16 protein-coding genes and 2 pseudogenes are annotated in these 17,190 nt (G+C 61.2%); 8 read left to right on the forward strand and 10 right to left on the reverse strand.

The features are described 5' to 3' along the window. Positions 1-114 precede the first annotated feature (114 nt). From GUY40_RS01985 to ltnD, 3 genes are read right to left on the reverse strand one after another with little or no spacing between them, the layout of a single operon-like run. Positions 115-753 carry an aldolase gene (locus GUY40_RS01985; protein ID WP_166567259.1) on the reverse strand — a complete coding sequence of 213 codons (639 nt, stop codon included), beginning with the start codon at positions 751-753 and terminating at the stop codon, positions 115-117. Continuing rightward, a complete protein-coding gene (otnK, locus tag GUY40_RS01990) occupies positions 750-2,042 on the reverse strand; it encodes a 3-oxo-tetronate kinase (protein WP_166567260.1) in 1,293 nt (430 codons plus the stop codon). The genes GUY40_RS01985 and otnK overlap by 4 nt, the downstream gene beginning before the upstream one ends. 10 nt (positions 2,043-2,052) lie before the next feature. Then, entirely contained in the window at positions 2,053-2,958 is a 906-nt protein-coding gene (ltnD, locus tag GUY40_RS01995) for an L-threonate dehydrogenase (protein ID WP_166567261.1), read from the reverse strand. Positions 2,959-3,375: 417 nt separating this feature from the next. Here ltnD and GUY40_RS02000 point away from each other — a divergent pair, with 417 nt between their 5' ends. The 3 genes from GUY40_RS02000 to GUY40_RS02010 all read left to right on the forward strand — a co-directional run bounded on the left by GUY40_RS02000 (position 3,376) and on the right by GUY40_RS02010 (position 7,059). Next, positions 3,376-4,392 (forward strand): iron ABC transporter substrate-binding protein, encoded by a 1,017-nt coding sequence (locus GUY40_RS02000; protein ID WP_166567262.1) that lies wholly within the window; start codon positions 3,376-3,378, stop codon positions 4,390-4,392. A 133-nt stretch (positions 4,393-4,525) separates the two neighbouring features. Continuing rightward, a complete protein-coding gene (locus GUY40_RS02005; protein WP_371924690.1) occupies positions 4,526-5,989 on the forward strand; it encodes an ABC transporter permease in 1,464 nt (487 codons plus the stop codon). Further along, the gene (locus GUY40_RS02010) at positions 5,986-7,059 is read left to right on the forward strand and encodes an ABC transporter ATP-binding protein (RefSeq protein WP_166567264.1); all 1,074 of its coding nucleotides are present in this window, start codon (positions 5,986-5,988) and stop codon (positions 7,057-7,059) included. The genes GUY40_RS02005 and GUY40_RS02010 overlap by 4 nt, the downstream gene beginning before the upstream one ends. Positions 7,060-7,477: 418 nt before the next feature. Here GUY40_RS02010 and GUY40_RS28660 read toward each other — a convergent pair. The 6 genes and pseudogenes from GUY40_RS28660 to GUY40_RS02035 form a co-directional block, all read right to left on the reverse strand. Continuing rightward, a pseudogene (locus GUY40_RS28660) lies at positions 7,478-7,582 on the reverse strand (type II toxin-antitoxin system RelE/ParE family toxin); the annotation flags it as partial. Further along, positions 7,572-7,817 carry a type II toxin-antitoxin system Phd/YefM family antitoxin gene (locus tag GUY40_RS02015; RefSeq protein WP_166567265.1) on the reverse strand — a complete coding sequence of 82 codons (246 nt, stop codon included), beginning with the start codon at positions 7,815-7,817 and terminating at the stop codon, positions 7,572-7,574. The gene GUY40_RS02015 and the pseudogene GUY40_RS28660, both read right to left, overlap by 11 nt. Before the next feature lie 96 nt (positions 7,818-7,913). Further along, positions 7,914-8,657, reverse strand: a complete 744-nt coding sequence (locus GUY40_RS02020; RefSeq protein WP_166567266.1) for a TraX family protein — start codon at positions 8,655-8,657, stop codon at positions 7,914-7,916. Next, complete coding sequence (locus GUY40_RS02025; RefSeq protein ID WP_166567267.1) at positions 8,654-9,586, reverse strand: aldo/keto reductase; 933 nt, start codon at positions 9,584-9,586, stop codon at positions 8,654-8,656. Before GUY40_RS02025 ends, GUY40_RS02020 begins: the two co-directional genes overlap by 4 nt. 9 nt (positions 9,587-9,595) lie before the next feature. After that, positions 9,596-10,860 (reverse strand): annotated as a pseudogene (locus tag GUY40_RS02030) (NTP/NDP exchange transporter). A 105-nt stretch (positions 10,861-10,965) separates the two neighbouring features. Further along, complete coding sequence (locus tag GUY40_RS02035; protein ID WP_166567268.1) at positions 10,966-11,934, reverse strand: TerC family protein; 969 nt, start codon at positions 11,932-11,934, stop codon at positions 10,966-10,968. A 270-nt stretch (positions 11,935-12,204) separates the two neighbouring features. Between GUY40_RS02035 and GUY40_RS02040 the strand changes: the two genes are divergently transcribed. The 5 genes from GUY40_RS02040 to GUY40_RS02060 all read left to right on the forward strand — a co-directional run bounded on the left by GUY40_RS02040 (position 12,205) and on the right by GUY40_RS02060 (position 16,295). After that, a complete protein-coding gene (locus GUY40_RS02040; protein WP_178117639.1) occupies positions 12,205-12,525 on the forward strand; it encodes a transcriptional regulator in 321 nt (106 codons plus the stop codon). Further along, the gene (locus GUY40_RS02045; RefSeq protein ID WP_166567269.1) at positions 12,512-12,823 is read left to right on the forward strand and encodes a DNA-binding transcriptional regulator; all 312 of its coding nucleotides are present in this window, start codon (positions 12,512-12,514) and stop codon (positions 12,821-12,823) included. The genes GUY40_RS02040 and GUY40_RS02045 overlap by 14 nt, the downstream gene beginning before the upstream one ends. Positions 12,824-13,248: 425 nt before the next feature. Beyond that, positions 13,249-13,629: a RidA family protein gene (locus GUY40_RS02050; RefSeq protein WP_166567270.1), complete on the forward strand. Its 381-nt coding sequence runs from the start codon at positions 13,249-13,251 to the stop codon at positions 13,627-13,629. 305 nt (positions 13,630-13,934) lie between these two features. Beyond that, the gene (locus GUY40_RS02055) at positions 13,935-15,032 is read left to right on the forward strand and encodes a carboxynorspermidine decarboxylase (RefSeq protein WP_166567271.1); all 1,098 of its coding nucleotides are present in this window, start codon (positions 13,935-13,937) and stop codon (positions 15,030-15,032) included. Positions 15,033-15,059: 27 nt separating this feature from the next. Further along, positions 15,060-16,295: a saccharopine dehydrogenase family protein gene (locus tag GUY40_RS02060; protein ID WP_166567272.1), complete on the forward strand. Its 1,236-nt coding sequence runs from the start codon at positions 15,060-15,062 to the stop codon at positions 16,293-16,295. A gap of 213 nt (positions 16,296-16,508) precedes the next feature. Here GUY40_RS02060 and GUY40_RS02065 read toward each other — a convergent pair whose 3' ends face one another. Further along, positions 16,509-16,979: an Hsp20 family protein gene (locus GUY40_RS02065; protein ID WP_166567273.1), complete on the reverse strand. Its 471-nt coding sequence runs from the start codon at positions 16,977-16,979 to the stop codon at positions 16,509-16,511. Positions 16,980-17,190 lie beyond the last annotated feature (211 nt).

Raw genomic sequence — 17,190 nt, forward strand, 5'->3', positions numbered from 1 at the left:
CAGCGAACATAAGTCATGCTGGAATGTCCTGTTGTTATTGTTTTCCAGGCAAGCCAGAGCCTTCGAAACCTCCGGACCCGGCTTGCACTATGGGGTGTTGGTCAGTCCGGCGCCTTACCAATGCGCGCCGAAGGTGTCTCGCAACTCATCGAGCGCTGCCTGATCCAGCGGCGCCGGCCTGGGCTGGCTCATCAGCCACAGCCGCGCGGTTTCCTCGAGTTCTTCCAGGGCGTAGCTGGCCTTGGACACCGAGCTCTCCCAGACCACCGGGCCGAGCCGCTCGAGCATCACGCCGCGCACACTGTTGGCCAGCTTGGCGACCTGTTCGGCGACCTTCGGCGAACCCGGGCGCTGGTAGCTGATCAACGGGATATGGCCGACTTTCATGACCTGGTACGGGGTCAGCGGCGGCAAGATGTCGTCCGCCTGCCAGACGCCGGCCAGGGTCAGCGCCACCAGGTGGGTGGAGTGAGTGTGGACCACGCCGCCGACACCGGGGTTGCGGTCATAGACCTGGCGATGCAGGGCCAGGGTCTTGGACGGCTTGTCGCCCGAGACCCACTCGCCGGCCAGGTTGACCTTGGCAATCCGCGCCGGGTCCAGGCGACCCAGGCAGACGTCGGTCGGCGTGATCAGCCAGCCGTCGTCCAGCCGCGCACTGATATTGCCGGCACTGCCCACGGTGTAACCGCGGGCGTAGAGGCTGCGGCCCACGTCACAGATTTCTTCGCGCAGGGCGTTTTCATTGCTCATTGCGCGGCTCCCGCGAGTTGCTTGAGGGCCTTGCTGAAAAAGTCGCGAGCACCAAAGTTGCCGGATTTGAGTGCCAGGGCCAGCGGCTGGTCACCGCTGCTGACGGTCGCCGGCACACCCGGATCAATCTGCGCACCGATTTTCAGCAGGCTGACATCCAGCGCCTGTACCACCGCGCCCGAAGTCTCTCCACCGGCGATGACAAAACGGCGCACACCGCTCTGGCGCAAGCCTTGAGCGATGGCACCAAAGGCTTGTTCGACCAGCGTGCCGGCCTGCTCGACACCGAGCTGGCGCTGCACGGCCTTGACGTCTTCCGGCGAGCTGGTGGCGTAGATCAACACGGTCTGTTCGTTGTCGCGGGCAAAGGCCAGCGCCTGTTCAACCACCGGCTCGCCGGCGGACAGCGCCAGCGGATCGAGACGCAGCGCCGGGCGACCGGCTTCAAGCCAGGCCGCGACCTGGCCATTGGTGGCGACCGACGCGCTACCGGCCAGCACCACTTCACCGCCCTGCACCGCCGGCAATTGGGCCGCGTCGAGGTCGCGCAGCTTACCGGCGCGGCGGAAGTTTTCCGGCAGGCCCAGGGCCAGGCCCGAACCGCCGGTCAACAGTGGCAGGTCGGCACAGGCGGCGCCCAGGGTATAGAGGTCGGCATCGCAGACGGCATCGGCAATGGCCATGCCGGTGCCCTGGGCGCGCAACTCGGCAATCCGGGCACGTACTGGCTCCACGCCCTTGGCGACGGTGTCGTAACGCAACAGGCCGACCGGCCGGGTGGTTTGCGCTTGCAGCACGCGCACCAGGTTGGCGTCGTTCATCGGCGTCAGCGGGTGATGCTGCATGCCCGACTCACTCAGCAGCTGGTCCTGGACAAACAGGTGGCCGCGAAAGATCGTCCGGCCGTTTTCCGGGAACGCCGGGCAGGCCAGGGTGAAATCGCTGCCCAAGGCCTTGAGCAAGGCTTCGCTGACCTGGCCGATATTGCCGGCGGCGGTGGAATCGAAAGTCGAGCAATACTTGAAGAAAATCTGCTCGCAGCCCTGCTCGCGCAGCCAGGCCAGCGCCGCCAGCGATTGTTCGATCGCCTCATTGACCGGCAAGGTGCGCGACTTCAGGGCGATCACGACGGCGTCGGCGTCCAGCCCCGCCGCGGCGTCGCCGCTGGGAATGCCGATGCTCTGGATGGTGCGCATGCCGCCGCGCACCAGCATGTTGGCCAAATCCGTGGCGCCGGTGAAGTCATCGGCAATGCAGCCCAGCAAAGGGCGTACCGTGGGGTGGGTCATCAGAGGCTCCTCAAACAGACTCGGGCTTGGCGGTCGGCAGGTCGATACCGGGGAAAATCTTGATCACGGCCGAATCGTCTTCACGGCCGAAACCGGCGCTGGAGGCCTGCATGAACATCTGATGGGCGGTGGCCGACAGCGGCAGCGGGAATTTGCTGGCCCGGGCGGTATCGAGCACCAGGCCCAGGTCCTTGACGAAGATATCGACGGCCGACAGCGGCGTGTAATCCGCCTTGAGGATGTGCGGTACACGGTTTTCGAACATCCAGGAATTGCCGGCGCTGTGGGTGATCACTTCGTAGAGGGCATCGGCATCGACGCCCTCGCGCAGGCCCAGGGCCATGGCTTCGGCGCTGGCGGCGATGTGCACCCCGGCCAGCAGCTGGTTGATGATCTTGACCTTGGAGCCCAGGCCATGGGCGTCGCCCAGGCGGTAAACCTTGCCGGCCATGCCCTGCAGCACGGCTTCGGCCTTGGCGTAGGCCGCTGCCGGGCCCGAGGTCATCATGGTCATCTCGCCCGCGGCAGCCTTGGCGGCGCCCCCGGAGATCGGCGCATCGAGGTACAGCAGGCCGGCTTCGGCCAGGCGCTCGCCCAGCTCGACCGCATAGGTCGGCGCCACGGTGGCGCAACCGATCACCAGGCCGCCTTGGGCCAGCGCCGCCACGGCTCCGTTTTCACCAAACAGAACGGTTTCAGTCTGCTCGGCGTTCACCACCACGGTGATGATCACATCGCACTGAGCGGCCATCTGGGCAGGCGAAGCGCAAGCCACGCCGCCTTCGCTGGCGAACTGCTCGGTAACTGCCGCGCGGACATCACAGGCATGCACATTGAAACCGCTGCGCAGCAGCGAACGAGCAATACCCAGGCCCATCGCGCCCAGACCTACAACACCGACATTCTTGTTGTTCATGGGGACTCCAGAGGAAAACAAACACTGTTGCCCCATCGCGCACCACGGCGGGGCTGTGAACAGATAATCCTCCAGTGAACGAATTATGTGAAGTAATTTTTTCACATAACATTTTTTAACATCGACATTGTCTTTTCAGTTTCCTGCAGCGCCTTGTCTTTCGCGGTGTATCGACGATTGAAGATGACGGCCGGAGCCTGGACGGCTTTCACAGATCACAACATCAGACCGCCATGACCGGATTGCGCGCACGGTGCAGCCCATCGGTTTTAGCGAGTTTTTCTCATCCACTGCCCGACAGTCTCCTAGAATCAAAATGCAAACAATTCGCTTTGATCTGGTTGGTTTAGTGCTTGACAGCCTGCGCCACACAGACCTGTGCCTGATAACTCAAAAAATCGCAGGAGTTGCCCAAGAATGTCTGCTCGTATTCCTTCGCTGTTCAAGAAAGCCCTTTTGACCACGGCCCTGCTCAGCGCAGGCGTTGTCAGCGCCGCGACGAGCCCGGAGGGCATCGTGGTCTACAACGCGCAACACGAAAGCCTGACCAAGGCCTGGGCCGAGGGCTTCACTCAGGAGACCGGCATCCCGGTCACGCTGCGCAATGGCGCTGACACCGAAATGGGCAACCAACTGGTGCAGGAAGGTGCCTCGTCCCCGGCCGACGTGTTCCTCACCGAAAACTCACCGGCCATGGTGCTGGTCGACAACGCCGGGTTGTTTGCCCCTGTCGCCCCGGGCACCCTGGAGCAAGTCGGCGCGCCGTATCGCCCGGCCCACGGCAAATGGGTTGGCATCGCCGCGCGTTCGACGGTGTTTGTCTACAACAAGGACAAGCTCAAGGAGGTCGACCTGCCCAAGTCCATCGTCGACCTGGCCGAGCCGAGCTGGAAAGGCCGTTGGGGCGCATCGCCCGCGGGTGCGGACTTCCAGGCAATCGTCAGCGCCATCCTGGAGCTCAAGGGTGAAAAAGCCACCCTGGACTGGCTCAAGGCGATGAAAACCAACGCCACCGCTTACCGTGGCAACAGCGCCGTGCTCAAGGCGGTGAATGCCGGGCAGATCGACAGCGGCGTGATCTATCACTACTACAGCTTCGTCGATCAGACCAAGACCGGCGAAAACAGCAAGAACACCGCCCTGCACTACTTCAAGCACAAGGACCCGGGCGCCTTTGTCAGCCTGTCCGGTGGCGGCGTGCTGGCATCGAGCAAACACCAGGAAGAGGCCCAGGCGTTCCTCAAGTGGATCACCAGCAAGGACGGCCAGGCGATTCTCAAGGACGGCAAGTCGTTCGAGTACGCGGTTGGCAAGGGCGTGGCGTCCAACCCGAAACTGGTGCCCCTCGACCAGCTGGATGCGCCCGCCGTCGACGCCTCCCGACTCAACAGCAAAAAGTCCGTCGAGCTGATGACTCAGGCGGGGCTGCTGTAAGTCGATGAACGAGCACCTGTCGTTGCCGGACACCGCCGAGGTCGCGGCGCCGGCGCTTGCACCCTTGCGTCGGCGGCGAACCGGCGGCGCCTGGGTGATTGGCCTGTCGGTGCTGGTGTCGGTGCTGGCCCTGATGCCGATTGCATTTGTGCTCGGGGTATCACTGCAGACGGGCTGGGACGGTATCGTCACCCTGGTGTTTCGACCCCGGGTCGGCGAGCTGTTGGTCAACACCGTGCTGCTGGTGCTGCTGACCCTGCCCTTGTGCATCGCGCTGGGGCTTGCCCTGGCCTGGCTGACCGAGCGCACCGACCTGCCCGGACGGCGCCTCTGGTCGCTGTTGGCCACCGCGCCGCTGGCGGTGCCGGCCTTCGTTCACAGCTATGCCTGGGTCAGCCTGGTGCCGCCGATTCATGGGTTGTTTGCCGGGGTGCTGATTTCGGTGGTTGCCTACTTCCCGTTTCTCTACCTGCCGATTGCCGCGACGCTGCGGCGCCTGGACCCGGCCATTGAAGATGTCGCCGAATCGCTCGGGCTCAAGCCCTGGGCGGTGTTTTACCGGGTGGTGTTGCCACAGTTGCGGCTAGCGATTTGCGGCGGTGCCTTGCTGGTGGGCCTGCACTTGCTGGCCGAGTACGGGCTGTACGCGATGATCCGTTTCGACACCTTCACCACGGCGATCTTCGATCAGTTCAAATCCACCTTCAACGGCCCGGCGGCGAACATGCTCGCCGGTGTGCTGGCGCTGTGTTGCCTGGCCATGTTGACGGTTGAATCGGCCGCTCGCGGGCATCTGCGCTATGCCCGGGTCGGTTCGGGCAGCGCGCGGGTGCAGCGGCTCACCGTGCTTGATCGCAAGACCTCGGCGCTGGCCTTGCTGCTGCCGATCCTCACCAGTCTGCTCGCCCTGGGCGTGCCGCTGGTGACCCTGGGCAGTTGGCTGATCGCCGGTGGCATCGAGGTCTGGCACCTGGACGAAATCGTGCCTGCGCTGGAGCAAACCCTGGTGCTGGCCACTGTGGGCGCGGTATTGACCACCTGCGCGGCGGTGCCCATCGCCTGGTTGTCGATTCGCTCGCCGGGGCGCTTGCACCGAGTGCTGGAAAGCTGCAACTACATCACCAGTTCACTGCCGGGCATTGTCGTGGCCCTGGCGCTGGTGACGTTCACGATTCATGTTGCCCGGCCGATCTACCAGACCCTCGTCACGGTGCTGCTGGCTTATTTGCTGATGTTTTTGCCCAGGGCACTGGTCAGCCTGCGTGCCGGCATTGCCCAGGCCCCGGTCGAACTTGAGCACATGGCCCGCAGCCTGGGCCGCACCCCGGGCCAGGCACTCTGGCTGATCACCCTGCGCCTGGCCGCGCCGGGCGCCGCGGCCGGTGCGGCGCTGGTGTTTCTGGCGGTGACCAATGAACTGACGGCAACCCTGCTGCTGGCCCCCAATGGCACCCGGACGCTGGCCACCGGCTTCTGGGCCATGACCAGCGAGATCGACTATGCCGCCGCCGCGCCCTATGCGCTGATCATGGTGCTGCTGTCGCTGCCGTTGACCGGGCTGCTCTACCACCAATCCCAACGCATGGCAGGCCGATGAGCGCCCTTGAACTGACCGCCCTTTACAAGTCTTTCGGCCCGCTCGCGGCACTGGAAAACGTCAATCTGTCGGTGCCGGCCGGCAGCCGCACCGCCATTGTCGGCCCGTCCGGTTCGGGCAAGACCACCTTGCTGCGCATGATCGCAGGCTTCGAGTTTCCCGACGCTGGCCGTATCGTGCTCAATGGCCGCACGCTGGTCGACGGGCGCCATGAAGTCCCCGCTCATCAGCGCCAGATCGGTTATGTACCGCAGGACGGTGCGCTGTTCCCGCACATGACGGTGGCTGGCAATATCGGTTTCGGCCTGCCGGGCACCGCGGCCGGCAAGCAGCCGCGCATCGATGAGCTGATGGACCGGGTCGCGCTGGACCGGCGCATGGCCCAGCGCTGGCCGCACGAGCTGTCCGGCGGGCAACAGCAGCGCGTCGCGCTGGCCCGGGCGCTGGCCCAGCAACCGCGGCTGATGCTGCTGGACGAGCCGTTTTCAGCACTCGACACCGGTCTGCGTGCCTCCATGCGCAAGATGGTCGCGCGGCTGCTGAGCAACGCCGGCGTCACCACCATTCTGGTGACTCACGATCAGGCCGAAGCACTGTCGTTCGCCGACCAGTTGGCGGTGATGCGCCAGGGCCGGCTGGTGCAGGCCGGCCCGCCGATGGACCTCTACCGCTGGCCGCAGGATGAGGAAACGGCGCTGTTTCTGGGGGATGCGGTGGTGATGCCGGCCTGGATCGAAAATGGCAGGGCCACGTGCGAATTGGGGTTGGTTCACGTCAACGGCACCTCGGTGACAGGCGCGGCGCGCATCATGTTACGGCCTGAACAACTGCTATTGACCAGCGAGCCGACTTGCCTTGAACGCACACCCGGCTGCTTCGGCGTGGTGACCGACCGCGACTTTGGCGGCAACACCTGCACCCTGACCGTGGAGCTGGCGGCGCCGCCCATGGCTACCCATGGCAGGCCCATGAACCGCGCCTTGCTGGTGCGCAGCTCGAGCATCGATATCCCGCCGACGGGGAGTACGGTGCGGATCACCGCGCTGGGTGAGGCGCATGTGTTGGGGTAAGTTTTTTGTCGCCTGTGCTGGCCTCATCGCTAGCAAGCTCTGCTCCCACACCCATCCCCGGTTCTGCCGAATCTAGATGTAGGAGCCGGGCTTGCCCCAATGCCGGTCAGTTAAGGCATAGATTCTGTGGGAGCGGATTTATCCGCGAATCCATTCACCGCGGTTTTTCTGGCATTGCGCGGCGCCTTCATTCGCGGATAAATCCGCTCCCACATGGATCTCGCCTTAACTGACTGGCATTAGGGCTTGCCCGCGATGAACGATGACGCGCAATCACTGAAAAACCGCGGTGTCCTCATTCGCGGGCAAGGTTCGATGCGGCTGCTGCCGACAAGTTTAAGCCATAGCCTAAGCTATCGAAGCTTCAGCGCTTTTTCATAGACTGCACCACGCTCTCGCTTGCCCACTGTCACTACGTTTCAAGTCGTTCGGCGAGTTTTTTCTTGAGTTGATCCCTTAGGGTATGTCCCAGCTTGCCCCATTCCTTGAGTGCTGATGGCAGAAACTCAAGCTTATAGGTCATCCAGACCTACCGGGACAGGTGTTTCGTGGCGTCGAGCGCGGACTAGCTCGGCCAGATCGAGATCATCCAGCCGCTCCATCATCGCTTCAAATACTTCGGCAGGCACCATATAGCCCATGACGCGGTTGTGGTTAAGCACGGCGACCGGGCTACCACCGGCGCCGCTCAACACGGCCGAGGGGTTTTTCTTCAATTCAGATACGCTGACTGCGATATTGGCCAAGACGTTTTGCATGATTAAGACTCCAAATTAGGTCTTAATACCGGTCCAAATTACTCTATTCATCAACCGCCACTTGGCGCCGAGACATCCTTGGCACCAAACCTCGATTCACATCAGCACCCGAACAGCCTGCAACGCCACCATGTGCCCCGGGTAAAACCAATACCCCCACTGCCGCACCGGCCAGACCTTGAAGGTGAGCCGCTGGCGCAGAAGCCACAGCCCAATCAGCGGCGCAGCCACCGCCGTGGCCAGCGACAGCAACGCAAACATCTCAAGACCCGCCGCCCTGCCCAGCAGTCCGGTGCGGCTGTTGATCAGCAAGCACAGGAGCGAGGGCAGCGACCACAAAATCCCCGGCTTCTTGATCGCCAGCAGCAATGCCGCCGGCACCAGCACGCCATGGAACCCATACATCAAGGGCTTATCCAGCGCATACCCCACCCCGACGGCAATCACCGCCAGCACCACGCTGGCGGCGGTGCGATGCTGAACGCCCCAGGCCACCACCAGCCCCAGCGCCAGAGTGGGCAGCACATTGAAGGTGCCCGAGGTACCGATGAAGTGATATGGCACTTCAGACAGGGCGCCGAACACGACCATCAAGGTGAAGTAACGGGCGTTGGCTGCCGTCAGAAACTCACCCGGTTTGGCGCGGGCGACGTTTGCGGCAATGGCGAGGCAGAAAAACGGGAAGGAGAAGCGTCCGAGAATGAACAGGTCGACCATGTGGGGCCAGACCAGGCGCATATGGTCGAGCAGCATGGTCAGCAGCCCTATCCATTTGATCAGGTCCAGGCTGGCGCTTCGAGTCTTGAGCGTGCCTGGAGCGGTTGCTGTGAGGGTCGTCATCTCCACGATTCAATCAGCTGCTGACGCTGAGCCTCACTGAGCAGCGGCCCGAACCCGGCACCGGCATTTTCCGCCATGTAACGCGGGTTACCTGTACCGGGGATCACACAGGTTACCGCCGGATGAGACAGCAGAAACTTGAGTGCCAGTTGCGGCCAGCTAACCGCCTCCACCTGCGCGGCCCATCCCGGCAGCGGCTTGTCTTTCATTCGGCCTATCAGCGCCCCGCCGCCAAACGGCCGGTTGCAGATCACCGCCACGCCGCGCTCACGGCATAATGGCAGGATTCTGTTTTCGACCGCGCGATCGTCCAACGCGTAGTTGATCTGCAAGAAATCCAGGGGCTCAGCCCTCAGCACTGCCTCCACCTGGTCGTAGGCGGACGAGGTGTAATGGGTGATGCCGATGTAACGGATGCGCCCTGCTTCCTTCCATTGGCGCAAGGTGGGCAGATGGGCCTGCCAGTCCAGCAGGTTGTGAATCTGCATCAGATCGATACGTTCGGTTCGCAACCGTTTGAACGACTGCTCCATCTGCGCAATGCCCGCTTCCCGGCCGCGGGTCCAGACCTTGGTCGCCAGAAACGGCGTAACGCGCGGGTTGAGGTTTGCCAACAGTTCGCCCGTCACCTGTTCGGCGTGACCGTACATGGGCGAGGAGTCGATCACCGTACCGCCCTTCTCGAACAAGGCATCCAGCACGGCAGGCAGGTCCTTGTAGCCCGGGTCGGACGGCGTGACATCAAAGCCGCGATAGGTCCCCAGCCCGATGACTGGCAGTGGCTCGGCGCTGGATGGGATCAGTCGGGTCAGCATTTTCCGCGACGACATGGCTGATTCTCCAAAGGCGGCATTCAAGCCCACCGCTGCCGAGGCGCCAGCAGCGAGCTTGAGGATGTGTCTACGGCTGAAAACAGTTGCGCGCGCCATACGGTTTCCTCATGAATCATTGGTTTTCGAGCGCTGCTCATGGCGCTTTGCCAACCAGCAGCACAATCCACCCCAGAGCCCGACAAAGGGCACGATCAGCACAGCCACCAGACCGAAGCCGGCGCCCAGTGCGGTGAGGCCAGCCGACAGCCAGCCGCTGGCCGCATCGCCGCCGCGATACACCACGGTTTCGATGACATTCTTGGCCTTGTACTTTTCTTCTCGACTGACCACCGTCCAGAGCATTTCCCGCGCCGGTCGCACCACCGAGAACTCGACCGCGCGGCGCAACCCTTGCGCCAACGCGACGGTTGCAGGAACGGGCGCCAGAGCCATCGCGCAAAACGCCACGATCGTCGCCAAGGGTAGCGCGAGCAACGCACCCACGACGCCGACCAGACGAATCAACGGCGCCGTCAGCAGTAACTGAAAGACCAGCGTCAGCGCCGACACGATCAAATCGACGACCGCAAAAAACTGTGTGCGACTGGCCACATCGGAAAAACTGCCGGCCACAATTCGACCCTGCTCGAAGTACAACAAGGTCGCCGCGCTGGTGTGCAACAGCATGAACAGCACTAGCCCGAGCAGATAGGGCGAGCCAAGAATCAGCGTTACCCCGCCAAGCATGCCACCGCCCAGGCGGCAATCATCGAGCGTGGATTTTCCGCTGCGCGCTTGAGTTCGGTGCAGAAGCGCCCAGTAACATCGCACCGCCAGCTCCAACAACACAGCAGCGCCCACCGTTAACGCAACCGGCCCCAGTTTCGTGACCGCGGTCGCCGCCAGCAGGGGCCGACGAATGTACCCAGGGTCCCGCCCGCCGCAATAAAACCAAACAGCCGCTTACCTTGCTCGCTGGAAAACCGGTCGACCAGCACGCTCCAGAAGATGGAGACAATGAACAGGTTATAAATGCTGATCCACACGAAAAATGCCCGCCCGACCTGAACCGGGCCGACGCGGTTGGCGATCAGCACCCCGAACACCAACATGGACAGCGCGATCAGACGATAAATCAACGGCACGAAGCGCCGGGCCGGCAATCGTGACACCAGCGCTCCAAACAGCGGCACCATCAACAGCATCACGATAAAGGTCGCGGTGAACAGCCACTGCAACTTGTCCGCCCCGCCCTCCAGCCCCATCGCATCGCGCAACGGCCGCACGAGGTAGTAGCTGGCGAGCACGCAGAAATGGAACAGGAAGCCCAGCAGCACGGCTGAACGTTCGACGGGGCGAACGTCTACCCATTTCAGCGTCGTCACTGGCACGCTTGTGTCCTCTGAGCCAGACAGCGTCAGCCATTAACAATAGGTGATTGATCAGGGAATCAGGCCATCGGGGCCAGTGCCCGTTTTCTATTTCGTCCGCCCCTGTTATTCCATGGTTGGCGTTTTGTCGCGGGTCAGGATCAGGCTCAGCAGCACAGAAGTCAGGATAATGCCGCCGACCAATGGCAGCGACCATTGAACTGGCATGTGGAACCACGGCGTGACCAACATCTTGCCGCCAATGAAGGCCAGCACGATCGCCAGGCCATATTTGAGCAGATGGAAACGATAGGCCATGTCTGCCAGCAGGAAGTACAGCGCCCGCAGGCCCATGATGGCGAAGATGTTGGAGGTGAAGACGATGAAGGGGTCGGTGGTGACGGCGAAGATCGCCGGGATGCTGTCGACTGCGAACACCAGGTCGCTGGCTTCGATCAGCACCAGCACCAGGAACATCGGCGTCGCCCAGCGAAGACCGTTCTGCATCACAAAAAATCGCTCTGCATGAAAATCGGCGGTGATCCGCAGGTGACCGCGCAACCATCGCAACAAGGGGTTCTTGTCGAGATCGCGCTGCCGCTGGGCAAAGATCAGCATCTTGATACCGGTAATGATCAAAAAGACGCCGAAGACATACAGCACCCAAGTAAACTGCGACACCAGCCAGACACCAGCGAAGATCATCGCGGCCCGCATGACAATCGCCCCGACCACGCCATACAAAAGGACCCGTCGCTGCAATTCCGCCGGCACGGCGAAGTAGCTGAAGATCATGACGAAGACGAACATGTTGTCGATCGACAGTGATTGTTCAATCAGATAGCCGGTGAGGAACTCCAGCGTTTTGCGCTGGGCAACTTCAACACCGAACGCGCCATTCAGATACCACCAGAGCAACGCGGCAAAGGCCAGTGCCAGCCCCGTCCACACCAGCACCCAGGACAGCGCCTCCCGGACCGAAACACGATGGGCCTTGCGCCCGCCGAACACAAAAAGATCCAGCGCCAGCATGGCAATGACGAAAGTGACGAAAGCACCCCACATCCAGGGTTCGCCGATGGTCATGCGGGACATACCGTGCTCCCGTTCCTATGACGGAGATTTCGCCGGCTCAACCTCGTTGGGCGCCGGGTCGGCGATCCTTCTGACTGTCTAAGTCATGCTAGCGATGATGTTGCTTCAGGAAAAATCGTTAATTACTTACGCTGGGTTCGTTTTTTTCGAAGTATTGGGAAGCCGATGACAGGTATCGTGATCGATTTTTCCGCAGAGCTAGAAACGCCTGTTGATCAAACTGACAACCACAGTTGAACAAATATACGTCAAAGACGTATGATCCCATCCATGCTGACGATCATCGAATCCCCGTTGTTTTCCAAGCTATGGCCTGACTACTGGACCGAAGAAGAACGTGGTGCCTTCATGTCGTATCTAGCGAACAATCCAGATGCCGGTGCGGTAATACCTGGCACGGACGGATGCCGAAAGGTTCGCTGGAGTATGGAGGGCAAGGGGAAGAGTAGCGCGGTAAGGATTATCTATACCGCGCAGCTTGCCTGTGGCGCTTTGGTGACTCTACTCATTTACGGTAAAGGCGCCACCGAGAATATACCTGCGCATATCCTGCGCAAAATCGCTAAGGAGCTGAATCATGCCCCTGACTGAAAAAGAACTCCTGGAGCGGGACGCCAAACGGAATATCGGTGAAGAATTGCTGGCTTCAATTCTGGACGTGAAGGCCGGGCGCCACGGTGCCGTTCACAAGATTGAGGTAACAGAGGCAGCCGAGGCTCGCAGCAAAACGGGGCTCTCACAACCGAAATTTGCCGAATTGCTCGGCGTGTCTGTACGTACGCTGCAGGAGTGGGAGCAAGGACGTCGCACGCCGTCTGGCGCAGCGCGGTCTTTATTGCACATTGCAGCATTGAGGCCTGATGTTTTCAGGGAGGTGTTGGCGCAATAGCTGCTTTCGAGGCAGCGACCTTTCAAAGGACAGGGCTGACCAGACGCCTGTCATCTTGAATCAGCAGACCTCGCCAGCACACCGGGGCGGATCGCGCGGCAAAGTGGCCGTGGACCCTGGGCAGGCGCTCTGACTGGGCCACTCCCCGAAACTGAACCGTACGCCTGTGGGCAGAGCTTGCTAGCGATGAGGCCAGCACAAGCGACAAAAAACTTGCCTGGGTAGACGCAGCTATTGGCGGCCCATTCTGAGACCAGGTCGGTACCATCGCGGCGGTCCGGCGTCCCGGCAAGCCTTGCCCACAGGCCGATGGCCACGCATCGTTGCACGCTCGTTTGAAGCATAATCACCTTCGCGCAGATATCCACTCGCCTTCCTCACTATCGGGCGGACCGCCTCCCTATTCACTCAATCAAGAGATCCCCATGGCAAACCACGACATCACCTTCCTCCCCGACCCCGACCCGGAGTCCATTTCCTCCGACGTTGCCGGTTTCGGCGGCCTGCTGGTCTCAACCCAGATCCCTACCCGCGCCGATGGCAGCCTGGAGCTCGGCGGCATCATCGAGCAGAGCGAGTGCACCCTGCAGGCGCTCAAGGTAGCGCTGGAGCGCGCCGGCAGTTCCATGGACCGGGTCCTGCACCTGACCATCTATCTCACCGACATGGCCGACCGCGCCGCCTTCAACGAGGTCTACCAGCGCTTCTTCGCCAAGCCCTGGCCGGTGCGCGCCGCCGTTGGCGTGGCCGCCCTGGCCGTCGAAGGCATGCGCGTGGAAGTCACCGCGATGGCGGCCAAGGGCTGAGTTCGCAGTCCGACGCGGTGCCTGCGGCGTAACCGGCGTCGGACCTATGCCTCGGCATGAGAAGGGGCATTTGAAATCGGAGTATGCTGGCGGCGCACCTCGTGCTCAGGCATTGCCGAGAGGACTTCCCCGCCCGGGTGAAATGCGCCGTTACAGTTGCATGCGTTTCTGGGCCTTCGGACCGCCAATGACGACGCCAGCCCGAGACATTGACTCAGCGAATTGCACTTGCGCCCTTTCGATATGTGTCAAGAGAAGGCACAATTCGCGTCCTTTTTTTGGCTGGCCTTGCCGGAGGCCTCGAAATGATCAAAACGCCGTACTACCTCATCGACAAACAGAAGCTGCTTGGCAACATGCAGAAGATCGCCTACGTGCGCGAACAGTCCGGGGCCAAGGCCCTGCTGGCACTCAAGTGCTTCGCCACCTGGTCGGTGTTCGACCTGATGCAGCAGTATATGGATGGCACCACCTCGTCGTCGCTCTACGAGCTCAAGCTGGGTCGCCAGAAGTTCGCTGGCGAGACCCATGCCTACAGCGTGGCCTGGGCTGACGACGAGATCGAGGAGATGCTCGACAACTGCGACAAGATCATCTTCAACTCCATCGGCCAGCTGCAGCGCTTCGCCGAGGCGTCCGAAGGCAAAGTCCGCGGTCTGCGGGTCAACCCTCAGGTCAGCAGCTCGGATTACCTGCTGGCCGACCCGGCGCGGCCATTCAGCCGTCTGGGCGAATGGGATCCGGTGAAGGTCGAGCAAGTCATCGAGCAGATCTCCGGCTTCATGTTCCACAACAACTGCGAAAACGGCGATTTCGGCTTGTTCGACCAGATGCTGGGCACCATCGAAGAGCGCTTCGGCCACCTGCTGCACAAGGTCGAGTGGGTCAGCCTCGGCGGCGGCATCCATTTCACCGGTGACGACTACGAGCTGGACGCTTTCTGCGCGCGCCTGAAGGCTTTCTCGCAGAAATACGGCGTGCAGGTCTACCTGGAGCCGGGGGAAGCGGCCATCACCCAGAGCGCGTCGCTGGAAGTCACCGTGCTCGACACCCTCTACAACGGCAAGCATCTGGCGGTGGTGGACAGCTCCATCGAAGCGCACATGCTCGATCTGCTGATCTATCGTCTGAATGCGAAGCTTGCGCCCAGCGAAGGCGAACACACCTACATGGTATGCGGCAAATCCTGCCTGGCCGGAGACATTTTCGGCGAATACCCGTTCGATCGTCCGCTGGCCATCGGCGATCGGCTGTCGTTCATCGACGCAGCAGGTTACACCATGGTCAAGAAAAACTGGTTCAACGGCCTGAAAATGCCGTCCATCGTCGTGAAACAACTCGATGGTAGCGTTGAAGTGGTTCGTGAATTCGGTTTTGACGATTACCTGTCCAGCCTCTCGTAAGCTGGCACATAAGGAGAGATAAAGAGATTGAAGAAGAACGTTCTTATCATTGGAGCAGGAGGTGTCGCCAAGGTGGTGGCCCACAAGTGCGCGCAGCATAACGATGAACTCGGTCGTATTGCCATCGCGTCGCGCAGCATCTCCAAATGCCAGGCCATCATCGACAGCGTCAAGGCCAAGGGCAGCCTCAAGCAGCCCGCCGAGATCAAAGCCTTTTCGCTGAACGCTCTGGATGTCGAGGCGACCAAGGTGCTGATCCGCGAAACCGAATCGCAGATCGTCATCAACGTCGGTTCCGCCTTCCTCAACATGTCGGTGCTGCGTGCCTGCATCGATACCGGCGCGGCCTATCTGGACACCGCCATTCACGAAGAACCGGGCAAGATCTGCGAGACGCCGCCCTGGTATGGCAACTACGAGTGGAAGCACCTCGAGGAATGCAAGCAGAAGAACATCACCGCCATTCTCGGCGTGGGCTTCGACCCAGGGGTGGTCAACGCCTATGCGGCACTGGCGCAACAACAGTATTTCGACAGCATTGATTCGATCGACATTCTCGATGTCAATGCCGGTTCCCACGGCAAGTATTTCGCCACCAATTTCGACCCGGAAATCAATTTCCGCGAATTTACCGGACAGGTGTGGAGCTGGCAGAACAGCCAGTGGACCAGCAACACCATGTTCGAAGTCAAGCGTACCGACGACCTGCCGGTGGTCGGTTCGCAGAACCTGTACCTGACCGGCCACGATGAAGTTCATTCCCTGTCGAAGAACCTCAACGTGCCCAACGTGCGTTTCTGGATGAGCTTCGGCGAGCACTACATCAATGTGTTCACCGTCCTCCGGAACCTGGGCCTGCTCTCCGAGCAGCCGGTCAAGACCGCCGAGGGCCTGGAAGTCGTGCCGCTGAAAGTGGTCAAGGCCGTGCTTCCTGACCCGAGCTCGCTGGCGCCGGGCTACACCGGCAAGACCTGCATCGGCGACCTGGTCAAGGGCACCAAGGATGGCCAGCCGCGCGAGCTGTTCATCTACAACGTGGCCGACCACGAAGAAGCCTTTGCCGAAACCGACAGCCAGGGCATTTCCTACACCGCTGGCGTACCGCCGGTGGCCGCCGCCCTGCTGGTCGCCCGCGGCGAGTGGGACGTGCAGCGCATGGCCAACGTCGAAGAACTGCCGGCTGAGCCGTTCCTCAAGGCGCTGGACGTGATGGGCCTGCCGACCCGCATCAAGGACGAGAACGGCGATCGTCCCTGGAGCTGAGTCAGCTCAAGCGCCAAAATGACGAGGTGCGCCGCGTCGCCTGCTTCGCGGGCAAGCCGGAACGCCGGACCGCCGGCTCCTACAGGGTTTTTGTGTAGTCCCGGCGTGTAGGAGCTGGGCTTGCCCGCGAAGCGATCTTGAAGGCCGCATCATCATTCGATCTGCCCATTCGAGTGCTATAAAAAAGGCGCTCCGTAGAGCGCCTTCGAAGGGTTACTGAACTTCAACTTTATGCTCACCTGCAATCTCATCCTCGCGATTGATTGCAATACGTTTGGCTTTGGCTTCTTCCGGGATCTCGCGCAGCAGTTCAATGCTCAACAAACCGTTCTTGAGCGTTGCACCTTGCACTTCAATATGATCGGCCAAACGGAAGGACAAGCGAAAAGCCCCGTGCATGATCCCTTGATGAAGGTACGTTACGTCGCTGCCCGTTTCCCGTCTTTCCCGGCGCTCACCGGAAACCGTCAGCACACCTTTTTCAACCTGCAACTCCAGATCCTCTTCGACCAGCCCGGCGGCAGCAATCACGATTCTGTAATGGTCATCGCCATACTTTTCAACGTTATGGGGCGGATAGGTCGTGCCTGTTTCGCTGCGCAGCGCCGACTCGAAAAAATCGTTGAAGCGGTCGAAGCCGATCGACTGGCGGAACAGTGGAGCCAACGAAAGTGTGGTAGCCATTTCGAAACCTCCTGAGTGTAAGCTCATTGAATCAAAGCGCCCTTGCGGGTAACGCTTATCACACTACATCGGGTACGACGGCAAAACAATCAAGGCCCCCTGCGCTGTTTTTCCGTGAGCGATAGAGCCTTATACGTTTGACTTATTTAAAGTTGAAGGCTCATTCCCTTTATGAACATCCAACACTTCATCAATTGTCCGTTGACAACAG

The organism is Pseudomonas sp. R5(2019), from assembly GCF_009905435.1.
Classification (GTDB): Bacteria; Pseudomonadota; Gammaproteobacteria; order Pseudomonadales; family Pseudomonadaceae; genus Aquipseudomonas.

Bases quoted from the DNA above. Each gene is read 5' to 3' on its own strand.
- GUY40_RS01985 (WP_166567259.1), bottom strand. From the start codon at position 753: ATGAGCAATGAAAACGCCCTGCGCGAAGAAATCTGTGACGTGGGCCGC.
- otnK (WP_166567260.1), bottom strand. From the start codon at position 2,042: ATGACCCACCCCACGGTACGCCCTTTGCTGGGCTGCATTGCCGATGAC.
- ltnD (WP_166567261.1), bottom strand. From the start codon at position 2,958: ATGAACAACAAGAATGTCGGTGTTGTAGGTCTGGGCGCGATGGGCCTG.
- GUY40_RS02000 (WP_166567262.1), top strand. From the start codon at position 3,376: ATGTCTGCTCGTATTCCTTCGCTGTTCAAGAAAGCCCTTTTGACCACG.
- GUY40_RS02005 (WP_371924690.1), top strand. From the start codon at position 4,526: ATGCCGATTGCATTTGTGCTCGGGGTATCACTGCAGACGGGCTGGGAC.
- GUY40_RS02010 (WP_166567264.1), top strand. From the start codon at position 5,986: ATGAGCGCCCTTGAACTGACCGCCCTTTACAAGTCTTTCGGCCCGCTC.
- GUY40_RS02015 (WP_166567265.1), bottom strand. From the start codon at position 7,817: ATGCAAAACGTCTTGGCCAATATCGCAGTCAGCGTATCTGAATTGAAG.
- GUY40_RS02020 (WP_166567266.1), bottom strand. From the start codon at position 8,657: ATGACGACCCTCACAGCAACCGCTCCAGGCACGCTCAAGACTCGAAGC.
- GUY40_RS02025 (WP_166567267.1), bottom strand. From the start codon at position 9,586: ATGGCGCGCGCAACTGTTTTCAGCCGTAGACACATCCTCAAGCTCGCT.
- GUY40_RS02035 (WP_166567268.1), bottom strand. From the start codon at position 11,934: ATGTCCCGCATGACCATCGGCGAACCCTGGATGTGGGGTGCTTTCGTC.
- GUY40_RS02040 (WP_178117639.1), top strand. From the start codon at position 12,205: ATGCTGACGATCATCGAATCCCCGTTGTTTTCCAAGCTATGGCCTGAC.
- GUY40_RS02045 (WP_166567269.1), top strand. From the start codon at position 12,512: ATGCCCCTGACTGAAAAAGAACTCCTGGAGCGGGACGCCAAACGGAAT.
- GUY40_RS02050 (WP_166567270.1), top strand. From the start codon at position 13,249: ATGGCAAACCACGACATCACCTTCCTCCCCGACCCCGACCCGGAGTCC.
- GUY40_RS02055 (WP_166567271.1), top strand. From the start codon at position 13,935: ATGATCAAAACGCCGTACTACCTCATCGACAAACAGAAGCTGCTTGGC.
- GUY40_RS02065 (WP_166567273.1), bottom strand. From the start codon at position 16,979: ATGGCTACCACACTTTCGTTGGCTCCACTGTTCCGCCAGTCGATCGGC.